The 17,475-nt window shown below is 34.3% G+C and carries 17 protein-coding genes; 2 read left to right on the forward strand and 15 right to left on the reverse strand.

Annotation, left to right across the window (positions count from 1 at the left end; genetic code table 11):
• Nucleotides 1-28: 28 nt before the first annotated feature.
• The 15 genes from ACQCPR_RS11695 to ACQCPR_RS11765 form a co-directional block, all read right to left on the reverse strand.
• Nucleotides 29-670, reverse strand: coding sequence for a hypothetical protein (locus tag ACQCPR_RS11695; protein WP_427137095.1), 642 nt, complete (start codon nucleotides 668-670; stop codon nucleotides 29-31).
• Nucleotides 671-755: 85 nt separating this feature from the next.
• The gene (locus tag ACQCPR_RS11700; protein ID WP_427137096.1) at nucleotides 756-1,511 is read right to left on the reverse strand and encodes a prepilin peptidase; all 756 of its coding nucleotides are present in this window, start codon (nucleotides 1,509-1,511) and stop codon (nucleotides 756-758) included.
• Between the two features lie 18 nt (nucleotides 1,512-1,529).
• Complete coding sequence (locus ACQCPR_RS11705; RefSeq protein WP_427137097.1) at nucleotides 1,530-2,219, reverse strand: potassium transporter; 690 nt, start codon at nucleotides 2,217-2,219, stop codon at nucleotides 1,530-1,532.
• Complete coding sequence (locus ACQCPR_RS11710; RefSeq protein WP_427137098.1) at nucleotides 2,216-2,803, reverse strand: hypothetical protein; 588 nt, start codon at nucleotides 2,801-2,803, stop codon at nucleotides 2,216-2,218. The genes ACQCPR_RS11705 and ACQCPR_RS11710 overlap by 4 nt, the downstream gene beginning before the upstream one ends.
• Nucleotides 2,804-2,805: 2 nt before the next feature.
• Complete coding sequence (gene pilM, locus ACQCPR_RS11715) at nucleotides 2,806-3,774, reverse strand: type IV pilus biogenesis protein PilM (RefSeq protein ID WP_427137099.1); 969 nt, start codon at nucleotides 3,772-3,774, stop codon at nucleotides 2,806-2,808.
• Nucleotides 3,775-3,888: 114 nt separating this feature from the next.
• Nucleotides 3,889-4,398, reverse strand: coding sequence for a pilus assembly FimT family protein (locus tag ACQCPR_RS11720; protein WP_427137100.1), 510 nt, complete (start codon nucleotides 4,396-4,398; stop codon nucleotides 3,889-3,891).
• Between the two features lie 31 nt (nucleotides 4,399-4,429).
• Nucleotides 4,430-5,635 (reverse strand): type II secretion system F family protein, encoded by a 1,206-nt coding sequence (locus tag ACQCPR_RS11725; RefSeq protein WP_427137101.1) that lies wholly within the window; start codon nucleotides 5,633-5,635, stop codon nucleotides 4,430-4,432.
• A complete protein-coding gene (locus tag ACQCPR_RS11730) occupies nucleotides 5,635-6,675 on the reverse strand; it encodes a type IV pilus twitching motility protein PilT (RefSeq protein ID WP_427137102.1) in 1,041 nt (346 codons plus the stop codon). Before ACQCPR_RS11730 ends, ACQCPR_RS11725 begins: the two co-directional genes overlap by 1 nt.
• A 10-nt stretch (nucleotides 6,676-6,685) precedes the next feature.
• The gene (locus tag ACQCPR_RS11735) at nucleotides 6,686-8,350 is read right to left on the reverse strand and encodes a GspE/PulE family protein (RefSeq protein WP_427137103.1); all 1,665 of its coding nucleotides are present in this window, start codon (nucleotides 8,348-8,350) and stop codon (nucleotides 6,686-6,688) included.
• A gap of 35 nt (nucleotides 8,351-8,385) precedes the next feature.
• The gene (locus ACQCPR_RS11740; protein ID WP_427137104.1) at nucleotides 8,386-9,723 is read right to left on the reverse strand and encodes a VanW family protein; all 1,338 of its coding nucleotides are present in this window, start codon (nucleotides 9,721-9,723) and stop codon (nucleotides 8,386-8,388) included.
• Nucleotides 9,724-9,963: 240 nt separating this feature from the next.
• The gene (locus ACQCPR_RS11745) at nucleotides 9,964-11,613 is read right to left on the reverse strand and encodes a pilus assembly PilX N-terminal domain-containing protein (RefSeq protein ID WP_427137105.1); all 1,650 of its coding nucleotides are present in this window, start codon (nucleotides 11,611-11,613) and stop codon (nucleotides 9,964-9,966) included.
• Between the two features lie 2 nt (nucleotides 11,614-11,615).
• Nucleotides 11,616-12,065: a PilW family protein gene (locus tag ACQCPR_RS11750; RefSeq protein WP_427137106.1), complete on the reverse strand. Its 450-nt coding sequence runs from the start codon at nucleotides 12,063-12,065 to the stop codon at nucleotides 11,616-11,618.
• Between the two features lie 3 nt (nucleotides 12,066-12,068).
• Nucleotides 12,069-12,515: a type IV pilus modification PilV family protein gene (locus ACQCPR_RS11755; protein ID WP_427137107.1), complete on the reverse strand. Its 447-nt coding sequence runs from the start codon at nucleotides 12,513-12,515 to the stop codon at nucleotides 12,069-12,071.
• A 90-nt stretch (nucleotides 12,516-12,605) separates the two neighbouring features.
• Nucleotides 12,606-14,309: a sensor domain-containing diguanylate cyclase gene (locus tag ACQCPR_RS11760; protein ID WP_427137108.1), complete on the reverse strand. Its 1,704-nt coding sequence runs from the start codon at nucleotides 14,307-14,309 to the stop codon at nucleotides 12,606-12,608.
• Nucleotides 14,310-14,406: 97 nt separating this feature from the next.
• Nucleotides 14,407-15,630, reverse strand: coding sequence for a bifunctional folylpolyglutamate synthase/dihydrofolate synthase (locus tag ACQCPR_RS11765; RefSeq protein ID WP_427137109.1), 1,224 nt, complete (start codon nucleotides 15,628-15,630; stop codon nucleotides 14,407-14,409).
• An 86-nt stretch (nucleotides 15,631-15,716) separates the two neighbouring features.
• Here ACQCPR_RS11765 and ACQCPR_RS11770 point away from each other — a divergent pair, with 86 nt between their 5' ends.
• Both ACQCPR_RS11770 and ACQCPR_RS11775 read left to right on the forward strand, forming a co-directional pair.
• Nucleotides 15,717-16,595, forward strand: a complete 879-nt coding sequence (locus ACQCPR_RS11770) for an ATP-grasp domain-containing protein (protein WP_093496511.1) — start codon at nucleotides 15,717-15,719, stop codon at nucleotides 16,593-16,595.
• Nucleotides 16,592-17,404: an ATP-grasp domain-containing protein gene (locus tag ACQCPR_RS11775; RefSeq protein ID WP_427137110.1), complete on the forward strand. Its 813-nt coding sequence runs from the start codon at nucleotides 16,592-16,594 to the stop codon at nucleotides 17,402-17,404. Before ACQCPR_RS11770 ends, ACQCPR_RS11775 begins: the two co-directional genes overlap by 4 nt.
• Nucleotides 17,405-17,475: the final 71 nt, after the last annotated feature.

Genomic DNA, 17,475 nt, shown 5'->3' on the forward strand with positions numbered 1-17,475 from the left:
ACAATTGAATTTTCACCGCAAATAAGCGTTAAAAATTCAATTTTAGACAATTGTTCGTCGCAACATAATGCGAAAAAATATGTGATCTCATGACAGAAGGAACTTCCGAAAACGCTGATATAGCTTGAACTATTTCCATTAAATCATCTGGATAATCTTCCTTTTTTTCGATAGACTCAAAAAATTTTTTACTTAAATTCTCTTGTTGTATTAACTCCATAACTTTTATTACTTTAGGATCATCACAACTATCCGTCGAAACATACAAACTCTTTATAAAGGTAGGTAGTACTTCTGCTTCTTGTGTAGGAATAGTTGTAACATATAGATCACTCCAAACAAAAAACTGGTTTTCCACTTGGAAAATGCTCGCTTTTGCAAGGGAAGGCTGTGATCCAATAAAAGCCAACGCACTTTCTTTTGAAGTGAACATGCCGTATTGTTTTGCTTGAAAAGGAAGAGATTTTTCCTCAACTTTCCCTGTGACCTCTACTTTTTTGTCTTCATCTTTTGGTTTCGTTATTTCAGTCTCTTCACTTTCAGCCTTTTTATCATTAGCTAAATTTAATAATAATCCGAACAATAGCACTCCGACAACTCCAATGATCAATCCTTGTATGCCAGCTAATATTACTTTTTTTCTCGTATTATTGCGTCTACCAATTGGCATAGAATCACCTCTTTTTCATAACCTTATCACGAAGATTATAAAAAAAGACGAGACCTATGTCGGCTCGTCCAAAAAAGTTATCGAGTTAAAAAAACAAATTCACATACCAATCGACAAGCATCTCACCGTAAAAATAAGAAATAATAGCCGCTATAGCAATCGATGGTCCAAAAGGAATAGGCGTTTTTCTGCCTTGTTTAGTTCTTCTTAAAGAAATAATACCAACAACCGTACCAATAATAGAAGCTAAAAATAGAGTCAACAAAGTCGGAATCCAGCCCAAAACCAAACCGATAACAAAGAATAATTTAATATCCCCTCCACCCATGCCACCCTTAGACACAACTGCAATCAGGAATAAAACACCAAAACCAACAAACGCCCCGATAATACTATCCCACCAAGGACTAAGTGGTACAAATACTCTTAATACTATTAAATGAATCAAAAAGAATATTAGGATTTTATCAGGAATTAGCATATATGCAATATCCGACACCGTAATAATGACTAAGAGTGATATAAACAATAGTGCCACTGCTAGTTCCAAAGTAAAACCTAATTGATAGTAAGCAAACGCAAATAGAAGACCTGTGACTAATTCCATCACTGGATATACCCAATGTATCTTCGTCCCACACCCTCGACATTTCCCCTTTAAAAATACGTAGGAAAAGACAGGCACTAAGTCTTTGATCGTTAAGCGGCGATCACAAACCGTACAATGTGAAGGCGGATGAACGATCGATTCCTTTTTCGGAATACGTAAGCCAACTACGTTGAAGAAGGAACCGAAAATTAAACCGTATAAGAAAAACAAGAACATATAGATTATAGTCATTTTAGCTCTCCATTACTTCTATTCATCATGATAGAATGTAGTCAGTTGTATCTTAGCAGCAATGTTATTTACTGCTTCCTTGTCCAAAAGTTGCTCCTCACCTGGAGCCAACAAAGTAATTTGATCGACACGATATATTCGTTTTAAATGCTCAATTTCTTCCACAAACATAACTAATTGATCGTAGTTTTTTGTTAAAATAGAAATATTGAAAGTGATTAATTTTAATTTTTCTGGAAGACTCGCTTCAGCAACAGGTGAAACTGGTGGTCCTTCTGATGGTTCATCAGTTAACACATCCTCACTTTGCGGTTCTGTTTCTGTATTTTCCTCACTCGTCTCAGGTAATAACTGCGCATCCTCTATCGTTCCATCATAATTATTAAACTCGACAGAAAGAATTTTAGATTCACTAAGTAATTCAACTTCTTCTATTGTACGAATAAGTTCATTCAACTCACGAGTCAATGGAACTTGCGTTTTTAAATAGAATGCATTCTCTGTAGAATCGTCCTGTAATTGAGAAGAAGAATATTCTTCCTTCAAAGCAGCAACTTCTCCTTGTAAAACTTCTATACTTACTTCCTTGGACTCCTTTTCATTTTTGAGAGGATGTAGAACAAAATAGTAAACTGCCCCCAATAAAACTACTACAAGAGCAGATATTAATATATATGCAGTTTTTTTGTCACTAACTAATTCGTTCATGGAGTGACACCTCCATTTTCCAAATAAGATTGATTAACAACTAAATTTATTATTGCTGAGTAGCGCGGAATAATCTCAAACCTTTCTTCTATACTTTCTGTAGAATTAGATAGTTCAAAGTGAGTGACACTCTCTACCTTCACATCTGAAAAATATTCACTTACTAATAACTTGTCTACGAATTTAGACATACTCATCATCGTTTCTACATCTATTGTTATATTTATACTCTGGTTCGTAAATTCATATTCGCGAAGATATGTATGTTCTTCCAATAAAGCATTCACTTCTATCAGTAAAGGGCTCACAGGTTTTGAAACACTTTCAGCGAAAGAAACAGAAGTTTGTAAATTCCCTTGCCCGGACATATTTATATCCTTCACCAATTGTGTCAACTCTTCTCTTTCTGCGACTGAGTAAGTTTCTTCAGCTGTAAGAGTTTCTATATCTCCTTTAATAGAAAAATACTGGATAAAAAATAACAGAATTACCGTTATAAATAAAATTAAACCAATAGCAATAATTAAAATAGAATTGGACTTTTGTCGTTCCATTTTAGGCAATAAATTTATTTCTGGAACCATCATCATGCCTCCCTATACACAAGTCCAATGAGTGGAATATGCTTAGATTTTAAATTTGGATGATAGACCTGTACTTGAGAATCATCTATGTGTTTTACTGGTGTAACAAAATTTGCAATCATTTCTGACGCAATATAATCCATTTCAGGTGAATCACCTAAAATAATTATCTCGTCCACTGCTTTCTCCCCTTTATATAGAGAGAAACGATAAAAGTTAAGAATTCGATCTATCTCAGCAATTTGATCAACCAACTGCGACTGGTATTCTTCCAATTGTCCCTCATAACTAAAACTGATTTCATTATTATCTTCTTTACTTTGCCACTTTTCTTTAAATGTATCAATTGTTTGATAGCGTAGGAATTCTACTTTTCCTCCAGTGTAAATACTAATAGAAACACCAGATATTGACCATTCTGCGATTAAATAACTCAGTCTTTCTTCCAAACCAACTGTCTTCTCTAGAAAACGAATTGTTGCTAATGACCTAACATCTGCAGTAGTCGGGTTTAGATGCAAATCGTCTAATAAGCCTGCAATTTTATTTACTTCTTCAGAAGGCGCTGCAAACAAGACTGCCTCTCCGTCATCCGGTTTGTAATCATATACATCTATAAGTGGTTGAGAGAAAGGCAAATGTATAGTTCTCCCTAGCTCCATCTCCACATAGCCTTTTAATTTATCGGATGTCACATCGGAAGGATGCTCAAACGTTTTCAGCATAACTGTACTGTCTGGGACAAAGAATCGTACATTATAACGCTTGATACCCCATAATTCTATAAGTGTCTTCAGAGTCTCATATAGTGCCATTTCACCTACTAATATATCGTTTTCAAAAATATCTTTATTTAAAGGGTACTCATAAACGGCTGCTTGCTCGATATCAGAACCAGCCATCACTATAGCTCTTACTATGTATTCATTCAAATCTAAAGCCACATAGCGCTTTGTTTTCTTTTTAAACATTTTCTTCTCCCCTATACATAGCTGTAATTAGTTTTATGGTTCAGGAAATGAAGTATTCATTTGCTCAATGATAAAACTAAGAGACTACAGCAGCGGTAGGCTGCTGTAGTAAAATTATTGATTCATCGCTTTATTTAAAGACTTTTCTTCTATTGAAGTAGCAGGCGGTGTATAAGCTGCGATTCCATCTGAAGCGGCAACTGTAAATTTATCTGTATTCTTTATATTTTTTAGATTATCGTATGTTACAGTCCAAGTGTTTGTTCCTTTCACTACTTTATCTTCTGTACCTAGTGTTATACCATCTACATAAGGTTGAAGTTCAGTATTACTACATTCGTTTTCTGTAGTTTTACACGCTCCATCAGTCATTGCTAACTTTGCTCCTGCAAGAATATTAGATGCATCCGCTAATATAGCTTTATCCTTAGAATTATTAATAATATTCCCAATAGCTGGCACTGCAATTGCAGCTACAATTGCAAGGATAACGATTACGGCTAAAAGCTCGATAAGTGTCATACCTTTTTGATTTTTTAATAATTGCTTCATCTTTTTCATATGATTAGCTCCTTTATTTGTCATTTCATTTGATTCATTTAGTTCAATCATTTCGTTCATCATGCATTTTTCACCTCCTTCAAATAGCAATATATTAAATTTGTTCATACATACTAAACATCGGTATCATTATCGCCATAACAATTGTTCCTACAATTGCTGCTAAGAAAACTATCATCAGAGGTTCGATTAATGACTTAAGTGTATCTACGGTACGATCGACATCATCCTCGTAAAAATCCGCTATTTTTTCAAGCATATAGTCTAGTGATCCAGTAGATTCTCCAATGGAGGTCATTTGAGTAACAAGAGGAGGAAATATCCAACTCTTTGCTAGCGGTACTGATAATGTACTCCCTTGTTCAAGGCTTGTCCTCGATTCTCTTACAACCTTACCAACGACTGGATTTCCTATTACTTTTTCAACAATTGTTAATGCTTGCAAGATAGGCACTGAGCTGCTGAAAAGTGAAGATAGTGTTCTGGTCATACGAGCAATTGCAGACTTCTGAAGTAACTTACCAAATATAGGTACCTTCAGTAGTAGTAAATGAACAGAATAATTGAATTGTTCATTTTTCTTATATAAAAAGTTGAAAATAATAGCTACAATTAAGAAAAATATCAAGAATATATACCAGAAAGATTGAAGGGATTCACTTACCCCCATAACCAATCTTGTTATCATAGGTAATTCTGCTCCCATATCTTCAAACATGGAAACAAACTGGGGAACAATTGTTAACATTAAAAACACCGATACAACTATCGACAGAAACAATAAAACCACAGGATATGCCAACGTAGATTGAACCTTTTTTTTCAAATTAAACTGTTTTTCATAAGAAAATGCCAACCGTTCCAGGGATTCATCTAGATTTCCAGTAGCTTCACCAGCACGAATCATATTCACAAATAAGGTAGGAAATACTTTTGAATTTTTGGAAGCTGCATCTGAAAAGGAAACACCTGAACGTACATCCTCTTCCACAGCCTGCAAACCTTTTTTTAAAGGTTTGCTAGAAGTTTGCTCAGCTAATATTTTTGTAGATTCCAATATAGAAACTCCAGCTCTAATGAGAGTGGCAAATTGTCGACTGTATACTACAAAGTCCTGATTGCGCACTTTACCACCTAAAGACAGTTCCTTATGAAAAATACTTTTTGATTCCTCTATTTCCCGAGGATTTATTCCTTGAGTCCGTAATTTTGTCATAGCCATCTGCTTATTAGAAGCATCCACAACACCTTTTTTTACGGTACCCCTGGAAGTCCTACCAATATATTTATAAACTACCATTAGAAATCACCAACGTTCAAATAGGGGCGTGCAACATCTATAGAAATCTTGCCAGCTGTGATTAATTGCTGTATAGATGTTTCTAGAGTGTGCATACCGAGAGCGCGACTTGTTTGCATAACATTTTGTATTAGGTGCACTTTTTCATTCCGTATTAGATTCGCAACGGATGGTGTTTGCATGAGAATTTCAGTAGCAGCTACACGGCTAGTTTCATTTTTACTAATAAATAATCTCTGCGAAACAATTCCTTGCAGTACGTTTGCTAGTTGTATTCTAATTTGACCTTGTTGATGAGGGGGAAATACATCAATAATTCGATCAATGGTTGTTGGTGCACTGCTAGTATGAAGAGTCGCCATGACTAAATGCCCTGTCTCTGCAGCTGTTATTGCAGTAGAAATCGTTTCTAAATCTCGCATCTCTCCTACAAGAATCACGTCTGGGTCTTGTCGTAGAGCAGCTCTTAATCCATTCGAAAAACTTTGAGTATCAGACCCTATTTCTCTCTGATTGATAATAGATTTTTTGTGTTTATGCACATATTCAATTGGATCTTCTAGAGTGATTATATGCTTAGATGTAGTAGAATTTATATAGTCTATCATTGAAGCTAAAGTAGTAGATTTACCAGAACCAGTAGGACCTGTCACTAAAATAAGCCCTTGAGGTTTATCGGCAAGTGTATAAAGTATATTGGGCATACCCAAAGATTCTATTGAGGGAATCTGAGATTCAATCATTCTTATGGCAATAGCTATATGGTTTTGTTGGCGGTATGCATTAATACGAAAGCGACATTGTTCAGGTAAAGCATAACTGAAATCTATTTCTCCCTTTAATTCGAACTCTACCATCTTGTCTGGAGATAACAACTCTTCTAACATTCTTTTCGTATCCAATTCTTCTAATAAATAATCTCCATAAGATTTTAGTTTTCCATTCACACGAAAAACTGGAGTTACTCCTACTGTTAAATGTAAATCTGAAGCTTTATCTTGAAAGGTTTTTTCTAATAATTGAATGATATCGAATTCCATATAACTCACCTCAGTTAACTATAGCTACACGAAGAACTTCTTCTGTTGTTGTAAGACCTTCTTTTACTTTCAACAATCCATCTTCTAGTAAACTTAAATATCCAGTATTCTTCATATGATTTCTCAAATGAGCTGGGCTTTTTCCTGTTAGGATTATATCTTTTACAAGAGAATCTACTATTAATACTTCGTGGATCGCAAGTCTTCCTCGATATCCCGTCTGATTACAAGCCGGACACCCTTTTCCTCGACGGACTTTTTCCACCATCATTCCATGTTCTGAGAAAATTTCTATTTCCCTTCCGTTTGGTTCAATATATACTCCACAATCTCTACAAACTTTTCTTACTAGACGTTGCGCCACTATACCTACCAAGGAAGATGACAATAAAAACGGCTCAATACCCATGTCTCGTAATCTTGAAACGGACTCAACTGCACTATTTGTATGAAGTGTACTTAATACCAAATGTCCTGTTAAAGAGGCTCTAACAGCAATTTGAGCGGTTTCTAAGTCTCTTATTTCTCCGACCATTACAATATCTGGATCTTGGCGTAATATGGACCGAAGTCCGACCGCAAAAGTAAGATCAACCTCATCTCGTACTTGTATTTGGTTGATACCTTCTAATTGATACTCAACCGGATCTTCCACAGTGATGATATTTACATTTTCATCATTGAGTTTATTTAAAGCCGCATACAACGTGGAGGATTTTCCTGATCCAGTTGGTCCCGTAAGTAGAACAATTCCATTCGGATGTTCAATCATTTTAGTAAATGCCGATAAGTTTTTATCATTGAAGCCTAATTTGTTTAAGTCATTTAACGCATTACCCATGTCTAGAATTCGCATAACAACTTTTTCACCATAGATGGTTGGTAATGTTGAAAGTCGAATATCTATTGCCCTCATATTAACCGTCATTTTAATACGTCCATCTTGTGGTACTCTGTTCTCTGTAATATTGAGGTTACCCATAATTTTAATGCGAGCCAAAATAACATTTTGCATATATTTGGGAAGTGCCCGCTCTGTTTTTAACATTCCATCAATACGATATCTAACTCTAAGCTCTGTCTCTTGTGGATCAAAATGTATATCACTAGAACGTTGCGCCACTCCATTTACGATAATCTGATTCACTAACCGAACAATGGGGGAATCTTCATCCAGAATTTGGTTGTCATTTTCTATTTCTGTCGGTGTCATGTCTATTAAAGCTTGATCCATTGATTCTTGTAAATCATAGTACTTAGTTATTGTTCGATATAAATCATCTTTCGCAGCAATACTTGTCTCAATTTGACATCCTGTTGCCATGCGTACTTCTTCGATAGCGAAATAATCCATAGGATCAGCCATAGCTATTAACAACCTATTTTTAGTTTTTTTCAGAGGCATTATATTTGTTCTTTTCGCTAATTCCTTAGGTACTAATTGGATAAGTTCAGGATCAATTGAGTACTGATTTAGATTTACATGCGGAATACCTAATTGGAATTCTAATACTTCTATAAGTTGTTGTTCAGTGATTAAATTTTCACTTATTAAATAATCACCTAATTTCTCATTTTTGTTTTTATGAGTTAAGGCATATTCGAGTTGCTCATATCCTATTACGCTTGATTCTACTAGTAAATCACCAAGTAGTTTACGTGTGTTTTTTTTCAATACACTCCCACCCTTAACTCTATAATTCATTATTACTACTTTGTTGAAATAATATTTCCTGCCTTATCATAATAACTACCCTCTGGCAACGTATCCGAATCCTCTTCTATGATTGGATTCTCAGAATCTTTTTCAGGTTTAGTAAAGTTAGTAGATTCATTTACATTCACATCTGCTAATCCGTCACCATTCAAATCTGTTTCCAAGTCAGGATCCTTCGTAACAGCTTCAGAAGCTATAGATGATTTTAATATAATTCGATGTGTCGGTGGGTAGTAGTCCTCACCGATATTCTCTTCTTTATTAAACGGTCCTTTTTTATCTGAAATAACACGATAAATGGTCACCCTCAATCCAGTAGAACCTTCTTGTATAAGACTCTCCTCACCTGGTTTTAAATCTGTAGAGTAGCGATAAATTGTTCTTGGTTTAACAACTTGGCTATTACGAACCTCATACTTACTAATTGTTTTATTAGAAAATGAATATAGTTCGATTAATAAGCTCGAGTCTTTTAAACTTACTTTTAATAGTGCAGGACTATTATTATTTACAAACTTTATATCTTTGTTAAGCGGGAGGTCAATATCTGCTTCTATTCCCGGTTCTAAGTAAGGTGGAATTACTCCTTGGGAATGCCTTTCCACAATATCAAAATCTGTTTGTAGAATAAGGCTGTATAACATTGAACCAATAAAATCTGCAGTCTCATCACTAAAAGAATTGCTTATTTCACTAGTTTGATCTAAAAAAGAAAAAACTTCTCCAGTAGAAATGACCTGGTCATTCAACGTTTCTGTAACCTCTGATAAACCTGCTAGATTTACAGAAACTTCTTCAATTGAAAAAGCAATACGCTTAGATTCCAGAACTGACAAGTCCATTAAAACAGCTTCGATAGGTTCCTCTGATAATATGCTTACTTGCTGCTTGATGTTATTTATTGTTTTTTCCGTATCCAATTGTGAATTCTCTTCTATAGTAGTTATCAATTCAGGCTCTAATGTAAGTTGGAGAGGTATATGTACGATTGAATCTGATTTCCAAAAAGCATACCATGGCTTTTCAGTAATACTGATATATTCATTTACAGAAGCTTCCACATCAAAAACAAAAAAAGTAGAATCTATAGGTAAATGTACACCCACACCTTCTATCAAAATCTCGCTATCTCTTTTCCAATTTTCTATAGCTTTTTTCAAATGATTAGTTATTTCTTCTCCCTCTAAATCTCCTATTTCTACTCCACCTATAGTTGAACTTATTGATTCAGCATCTGCGGATAAGAATGTTAGCTTATTATTTGGTAACAATACATAGATAAACAATGTAATGAAACATATAATGATGAAGTTTTTTGTGAGTGTTTTCATAATCATTCCTCCGATTAATACTTACTCTTTTTTAGTTTGAGTTTAATATTTATTGTAATCATAATACAATATAGCGCCCCCTATTGTATATGACTTTTTTCATAAGTTCATTTAAAATTAACAAATCACCAAAATAAAACTAAAACTTTAGTTTTATTAATCGTAAATAAAGGTAAGTCTTTAGAATTATTTATGGTGATATATTTTATGTTAACTGATGAATTCGATCAAGGTGGGATACTAGATTTCAATTAATGGTTCTGTTTTTGTTAATTCAGGATTTTCGGATTCTGTTGGAGGTGTCCCAGGCGTACCTGGTGTACTAGGAGTTCCAGGAACCCAAGTATTAAATTGCGGTTCTCCATATTGAACTAATCCCTCTCCCTCCATACTAATAGAATTACCAATAATGGTTCCGGTTACTTTTCCGCTATTTCTAACTTCAAAATGTGCATTAGGAGCAAAGTATAAGGAAGGACCTACCTTTCCCTCCCCACGTACAATAAATGAACTACCACCAGAAAGAATATTCCCATATACTTTCGTACTTGAGGCGATATCTACATTTGCCCTCATGGCATATATAGAAGCATGTATTTCTGCCCCTCCACCAAAGTTCTTACCAAGCACTTCATTTCCTGAATAAAAGATTTCTGCATTTTTGTTAGAGGATTGTACATTAAACTTCCCGCTGCCTGTAATATAAAGTTTATTTTTTACATGTAGTGTTAACTTCCCTGTTCCTTTAATAATTACTTGCGCTTCACCACTTATTTCTAAGTTGTCTAGTACAAGTTCTTTATCCTCATCTCCTATATCTATTGTTAAAGTATGACTCCCTGATACTTTCAAATTTCCTATTGATGAATTATTTTGCACTTTTAAGGAAGAAGATCCATATTCAAGAGGAGTATAGTTACCTAAAGAAGTATATTTTGGTGGAGATGGGAAAGAAGGTAGTTCCGGAATAGTCCCTGCCGCTCCTCCATTTACTTTAGTGGTAAACCCCATTTGTGCTGGTTTTGATAATGCTGTCTTTTCCGAGCCACTTGGTACATAAAACGACCCATTTATAGTAGGCACCCCCCAATCTATAACTATACTTCCAGTACCTGATTTCAAAGTACCAATATTCCCTATAACAGTTGAACTTTTTATTTTTATTCCATTCTTCACAATTATAGCTGTATCTTCTGGCAATCCTTCCACTGGCCCTCCGCCATGACCAGGTGTTCCTGGTGTTCCCGGAGTTCCTGGTGTTCCGGGTTCCCCCAAGTTTCCAACTTTTAGATTGACTATTAGTTTCTGGGATACGATACGCTCCTTGTTGCCAATTGTACCAACTGAGGTCATATTATATTCTACTTCCTCATCACTATTTCTCTCTCTAGTGACTAGTACTCTTGCAATCGGAGTAATTTTTGAATTATTCTCACTATAATTAGATTCAAATTTAAATCTGCTTTTATAACTTTCACTATCGGAATGTACACTCCATGATTCAGGTAGAACTTTTCCCACATACTCTGCGTAATACTTTTCTAATACACGTGCAAAATCAAATTTAAACCCTGTTTGCTCTTTAATAGGTCGCCGAAAGTAATCTTCTTCTGCTTCCTTATAATCCTTAAGCGTCTCGTTATAAGCATTACTATATGCTTGTTGCAATTTATTCTCCGCATCTTTTCTAGTAACAACAATACCAGCTTCAGCTATATAAAATGTAGATTGATCAGTCCGTTCATTTGCAGATAATTTCAAGCTATTACTCGTTACTGCTAGTATACTTAATCCTAAAACAGTAATTAGAACTACTAACATTAATACACTTAAGAGCGTAAAACCTCTAGTATTTAATAATCTGAGTTTTCCCTCGTAATTGGACTTCAAACTTATTCATCTCCTTTCCTAATATAAATTTCAGTCTTTTTGGTTTCTTTCTGGTCTAAACTCTTTATTTCAATAAACCATTTAATATTTTTTTCATCATATTTTCCCGTCTCATAACCATCATCAACAAAAAATATTTCAATGTCGCGAGCAATTACATCACCATTTCTAGTAATTGTATTGCCAACTTTTGAATAATTAATGCCGTTCAACTCTATTTCACTTTTACTAATTATTCGAGGATTCTCTGTCTTTCTAATATCTTTTGTAATCATTTTTAATGCATAAGAAATATCCGTTAGTTGGTTGTTTTTTTCAAGTTGATTCTTGTATTGTTTGGTACCAGACATCAGCACACTGATAACCAGTAACATTACTATACTAGCAAGCACAACAGCTGCAAGAAGTTCAACGAGCGTGATACCCTTCTCGTTATTCCATTGTTTCCACATCAATTATGACCCCCATTCTAAAATAGTTTCCATTTTAGCTCTAGGCCTTGTTCCATTTTCTTGGTCAAAAACTTCTATAATTAAATACGACATTCCTGGATATGAATGTTCTTTTAATTTCAACTTAATGTATCTACCATCAATACTCTTTTCAAATACATATTCATCCTGTGTAGTAGAAGTAGTTTGTTCATATTTTAAACTATTTACTATTTCATCGATACCAGAGTTAAAATCTCCCTTTCTACTAACCTCATATAACTTTTCCATTTCAAGTTGCGCTAAGTATGTTCCATCCACTACTTCTTCTGAAGTTTTCCCAGTTTTTGCAGATTGAATTAAAAATGAAAAAAATGTAAACAAAATTAACGAAATTAGAATGATGGATACTAGAACCTCGACTAGTGTTAAGCCTTTATTATTAAAATTTTCACTTACTTTATTTGTCATTTTTTCCATTCCCTTTGCCTATCAGTTTGTTATTTCTAATAAAAAAAAACCAATTAGCTTAATCTAATTGGTCCTAATTCACTATAACATCTATCTCACATACTCCGCAACTCGATTCCTACCTGCTTGCTTCGCTCCAATATACAAGGCACGGTCTGCATTTCGAAGTAAAGACAGTCCTTCGTCACTGTCTTCTGGTGCCGTAGAAACACCAATACTTGCGGTAATGAATATTATTTCTTCTCGTGATATTTCTCCTAAATCGAGAGGTACCATAAATGGAGTTTGCTCAATTTTTCTTCGAAGTTGCTCTGCTACCTTCATCGCCTGCAATTTCGTATAATTAGGTAAGATAATAACGAATTCTTCTCCACCATATCTCCCAACCGTCCCATTAAAACCAATTTCTTTTTTAATAATATTTGCAAATTCCTGTAAGATAATGTTTCCACTATGGTGGCCATACGTATCATTGACAGCTTTAAATTTATCGATATCCATCATGATTAAGGAAACTGTTCTAAAAGCTCCATTATTCAATCTTGAGATATCTAACTTCAATTGCTTGTCTAAATACCTATAATTATAAATCTTCGTTAGATCGCAAATTTCACTTTTCTCTACTGCTTCTTTTACATACCTAGCTTTTTCTAATGAAACAGCAAAATATGAGCAAAGAAGATGGACAATTTTTAGTTGATACGATTCAAATGCAAACTTCTCTCTTGCTGCCAAAACAAGAACGCCTTCAATTTTTTGATTTCTATAGATAGGCACACACATGACACTTTGCATATCATCCGCTAAAAAAGGCGGTTTCATATGTGTCCATTCTGTCTGTTTATTGTAAAGAATTGGTTCTCCTTTTTCATATCCTTTACCAGCTAGGCTATATTTTATATCATCATGTACATATTCTAGTTCTTTGTTTTCCCCGTCTTCTCTTGCTCGTAAAACAAAAAAGTTATCTTCAACATTATCGACAATGTACCCCGCATTGAATGGGAACATATCAGATAATCTTTTCAAGAACATATCCAATATTTCTGTCGAAGTCATGCGCTCCGCAAGCTGATGTCCAAATTCACTTGCCTCATTTAAATCGGCATTTACTTTTTCTGAATCACTATACATACGTATTAATAATGTGATCGATATTAAGGGTAGCCCTAATAACCACAAAGCAGTATTGCCCGTTGAGTGTTCAAATAGATATAAACCTAAACCAAACGGTAATGTTATAAATAGACATGCAAATTCCCAGTAGAAGTCTTTCGAGAAAAATATAACTTTCATATTACATAAATATTCCCTCATATAAAGGAACAGATGGTTTATTATTAAATAAGATATCGCAAAAATAGAACCATATATAATTACATCTCCTATTTTTACACTACCTATTTCATAGCCTAATAAGACTATTAAAGTACCGCATATGACAGAAAGAGAAAAAAACATAAACGAATTAAAGAAATACTTAAATAAGGAATCTCTTGAAATTTTCAAATGATATGAAAGCGGTATCATACAAATTTGCATGGAGATAAGCTCTGCTAAAATCCCATACTTTAAAAAGATTGCAATTTGAACCCATATGACCAAAACAAAAGTAGTTCCAGCTATAAAAAATGGAAAAATACTTGAAAGTAACGCTAATAGTAAAAAAGCTCCGTAACCTTCCCATTCACCAGGTCTAGTGGGAGAATATAAATACATTAAGAGAGTTCCAGGCGGAACAAATAATAGCCACAAAGCAAACATAATTCTTTGTGCTTTTTTTGTAAAATTCATCTGACTATTAATCTCCTTTCTATCTAAATAACTACTACTAAACACACACTTTTTAATAAAATTATTATATCACTAAGTTGTCTGAAAGTTTCAAATACTAAATTCCTGTTTTTCCCTTCAATTCTGCGATAAAATAAAAAGAGCCAGTGACTATTGTAACATCATTTTCAAATCCCTTAAGCAAATCAACGTCATATGCATCTAAAGTTATACTCTTTACACTATGCGTACAGTGTTTATACAAAATATTAGCATTTAAAGCTCTTTCATGTTGGAAGTTTACAAATTCAAAAGAACTAGCAATTTCCTCTAACTTCCTTAACATATAGACATAATCCTTATCCCTTAAAATTCCTACTATAAAATGTATATTTTTGTTAAAGAAATTTTCTTTAATAGTTTCCACCAATGCATCAATACTCGCTTGATTATGGGCACCATCCAAATAAAGGTTATCCCTTATTTTCTCCATTCTACCTGGCAATCTTGCTTTTTTCACAGCTGCTTGCACATTAGGTTCTATTAGTTTAAAGCCACTTATTAGTAATGCTGTAATGGCTATAGCCATATTTGATAGTTGGTGACTCCCTATCATTTGGGGACTTAAATTAGAAAATGAATATTCTTTATAAGTATATTGATGATTCTTTATATGAAAATTTTCACTGTACTCTAAGACATCCGCTTTTTTATCTTCCACTTCTTTATATACGACAGTTTTTGCTGGCTCTATAAAGGACCCTATAACTAATTGGCTATTGTATTTTAAAATTCCTGCTTTATGCCAACTAATTTTTTCAATTGTATCGCCTAAGAAATTTGTATGATCTATGGATATGCTAGGTATAACAGCCACTGATTTTTTCATAACATTTGTACTATCTAGTCTTCCACCCATACCTGCCTCTATGAATACAATATCTAATTCTAGCGCTTCAAAGACAACAAAGGCTGTAACGGTTAGTAATTCAAAATCTGTTAACATTCCACTAATTCCTCGTTTTTGCATATGTAAAAATGCTTTATCCATTTGTTTTTCTGTAACGGGTATACTATTTATCTGAATTTGATCATGGACATCAAAGATACTCGGGCTAGTAAACGAGGCGTAGGACAAGCCATGTTCCTTTGCTAGCGCTGATAAAAAAGCAATAGTAGATCCTTTACCATTTGTTCCAGCTACATGAATCACTTTATGCTTGTCCTGGGGATTTCCAAGTTTTTGTAGTGCAGCTTGTATCGTTTCAAGACCTGGTTTTATAACCGTTTCACTTTGTATATTCCATTTTATTTTGTATTTATTAAAGTTTTTTATTTCCACGTAGTTCACCCTATTCCGTCTGATTAAATTTCGTGCTAAACTTCTTGTGAACACATTATAACACGTACTAGTGGAGGTCATTCATTATGCAAACATGTTGGATCGTTTATAACGGTAGTCTTACACATGATAAATTTATCGATCAAGCACTTCTATTGAAAGAAGCTGCGGATAGACATGATATTCATGCCATTCTAGTGAAAAATTATGAATTGCTAATGAATGTCCAGCAAAATTTACATGCTAAACCTGATTTTGTCGTGTTTCTTGACAAAGATATTTTGCTTGCCCAGTATTTGAAAAACGAAGGTATACCAGTATTTAATGATCCAAACGTAATTGAAATTTGTGATAATAAAGCAAGGCAATACATGATGTTAGCAAATGCTCAAGTGCCAATGCCAACAACAATTGTTGCACCTAAAGTGTATCCAGGGTTTTCTATTAAAGAATCGGGCTATTACGAGCAGGTACTCCAAATACTTTCTTTACCTATGATTATTAAAGAGGCACACGGCTCATTTGGTATGAAAGTATATTTAATTGAAACAAGGGAACAATTCTTTGCAAAAGTAGAGGAGTTAGCAGGTATTGAATATGTCTTCCAACAATTTATCGAAAATAGTAAAGGTAGAGATATCCGTGTAAATGTAGTAGGCGGGCAAGTCGTTGCATGTATGCTCCGTGAATCACAAACAGATTTCCGTGCCAATATAACAAATGGCGGCTCTGCCTCTCCTATTATTCTCACACAAAGACAAAAAGATGTGGCGATACAAGCTGCGGAAGCTTTAGGCGCAGAGTTCGCGGGAGTCGATTTGTTGTTTGGGGAAAATGAAGAACCTCTAGTTTGTGAAGTAAATGGGGTTGCCCATATTAGAAATATCTATAATGTAACCGGAATAAATGTTGGAGATGCTATGATCGATTATATTCAATCAAAAATTGGAGCTGCTGTTGTATGAAAGGGTTACTCATATACGAGAGGGCAGAAATAGAACGAAATCGTAGCTTTATCGACCGATTAATAAAGGCCGCAAGTACTTTTTCGCATACCTTAACAGTAGTAGATGACAAGGAGCCCATTCCACAAGCAGATTTTATATTTTTCCGTACAAGAAATCCACAATTATCAAAGAAATTAGAACAACGAAATATACCAATGTTCAATCGTGCAGAAGTGAATGTTATTGCTAATGACAAATTAAAAGCAATACAGCTCGTTCAACTTCTAGGAATCGCAACTGTTCCAACTAAAAAGATAACAACTGTTTCTGAAATAAAAGAATATCCTGTAGTACTAAAAACGATAAATGGTCACGGTGGAAAACAAGTCGAATTAGTACACACCGAAAAAGAGGCATCTACTTATTTGAATACATTTTCCGAGGAAACGATTATCGCACAACATTATATTGAAACAAATGCTACCGATGTTCGAATATTCATGCTTGGTGAAGAAGTAGTGGGTGCAGTAAAAAGAACCGGTCCAAAAGATAGCTTTAAATCTAATTTCACATTAGGTGGAGCGGTTGAAAAATATACACTTAACTCACAACAACTTACAGAGGTAGAGAAAATTGCTAAAGCTTTAAAAAGTGATTATATTGGTATCGATTTTTTACTCTTACCTGATGAGAGTTGGCTTTTCAATGAAATAGAAGATCCCGTTGGTGCAAGGTCCTATTTCAAAACTACTAAGCAGGATATTGCAGAACCTATTATGGAATATATCGATAATAAACTTACAAAAAATGAGAGAGACGAGATTTAATTCGTCCTCTCTTTTTTGGCATATGATAAGAATCGCTAGAATGTTTCCGAGAATCACTCGAATGTAGAGAA

Origin of the sequence: Psychrobacillus psychrodurans (assembly GCF_050209195.1) — a bacterium.
GTDB classification, from domain to species: domain Bacteria; phylum Bacillota; class Bacilli; order Bacillales_A; family Planococcaceae; genus Psychrobacillus; species Psychrobacillus psychrodurans.

Bases quoted from the DNA above. Each gene is read 5' to 3' on its own strand.
- ACQCPR_RS11695 (WP_427137095.1), bottom strand. From the start codon at position 670: ATGCCAATTGGTAGACGCAATAATACGAGAAAAAAAGTAATATTAGCT.
- ACQCPR_RS11700 (WP_427137096.1), bottom strand. From the start codon at position 1,511: ATGACTATAATCTATATGTTCTTGTTTTTCTTATACGGTTTAATTTTC.
- ACQCPR_RS11705 (WP_427137097.1), bottom strand. From the start codon at position 2,219: ATGAACGAATTAGTTAGTGACAAAAAAACTGCATATATATTAATATCT.
- ACQCPR_RS11710 (WP_427137098.1), bottom strand. From the start codon at position 2,803: ATGGTTCCAGAAATAAATTTATTGCCTAAAATGGAACGACAAAAGTCC.
- pilM (WP_427137099.1), bottom strand. From the start codon at position 3,774: ATGTTTAAAAAGAAAACAAAGCGCTATGTGGCTTTAGATTTGAATGAA.
- ACQCPR_RS11720 (WP_427137100.1), bottom strand. From the start codon at position 4,398: ATGATGAACGAAATGATTGAACTAAATGAATCAAATGAAATGACAAAT.
- ACQCPR_RS11725 (WP_427137101.1), bottom strand. From the start codon at position 5,635: ATGGTAGTTTATAAATATATTGGTAGGACTTCCAGGGGTACCGTAAAA.
- ACQCPR_RS11730 (WP_427137102.1), bottom strand. From the start codon at position 6,675: ATGGAATTCGATATCATTCAATTATTAGAAAAAACCTTTCAAGATAAA.
- ACQCPR_RS11740 (WP_427137104.1), bottom strand. From the start codon at position 9,723: ATGAAAACACTCACAAAAAACTTCATCATTATATGTTTCATTACATTG.
- ACQCPR_RS11750 (WP_427137106.1), bottom strand. From the start codon at position 12,065: ATGTGGAAACAATGGAATAACGAGAAGGGTATCACGCTCGTTGAACTT.
- ACQCPR_RS11755 (WP_427137107.1), bottom strand. From the start codon at position 12,515: ATGACAAATAAAGTAAGTGAAAATTTTAATAATAAAGGCTTAACACTA.
- ACQCPR_RS11760 (WP_427137108.1), bottom strand. From the start codon at position 14,309: ATGAATTTTACAAAAAAAGCACAAAGAATTATGTTTGCTTTGTGGCTA.
- ACQCPR_RS11770 (WP_093496511.1), top strand. From the start codon at position 15,717: ATGCAAACATGTTGGATCGTTTATAACGGTAGTCTTACACATGATAAA.
- ACQCPR_RS11775 (WP_427137110.1), top strand. From the start codon at position 16,592: ATGAAAGGGTTACTCATATACGAGAGGGCAGAAATAGAACGAAATCGT.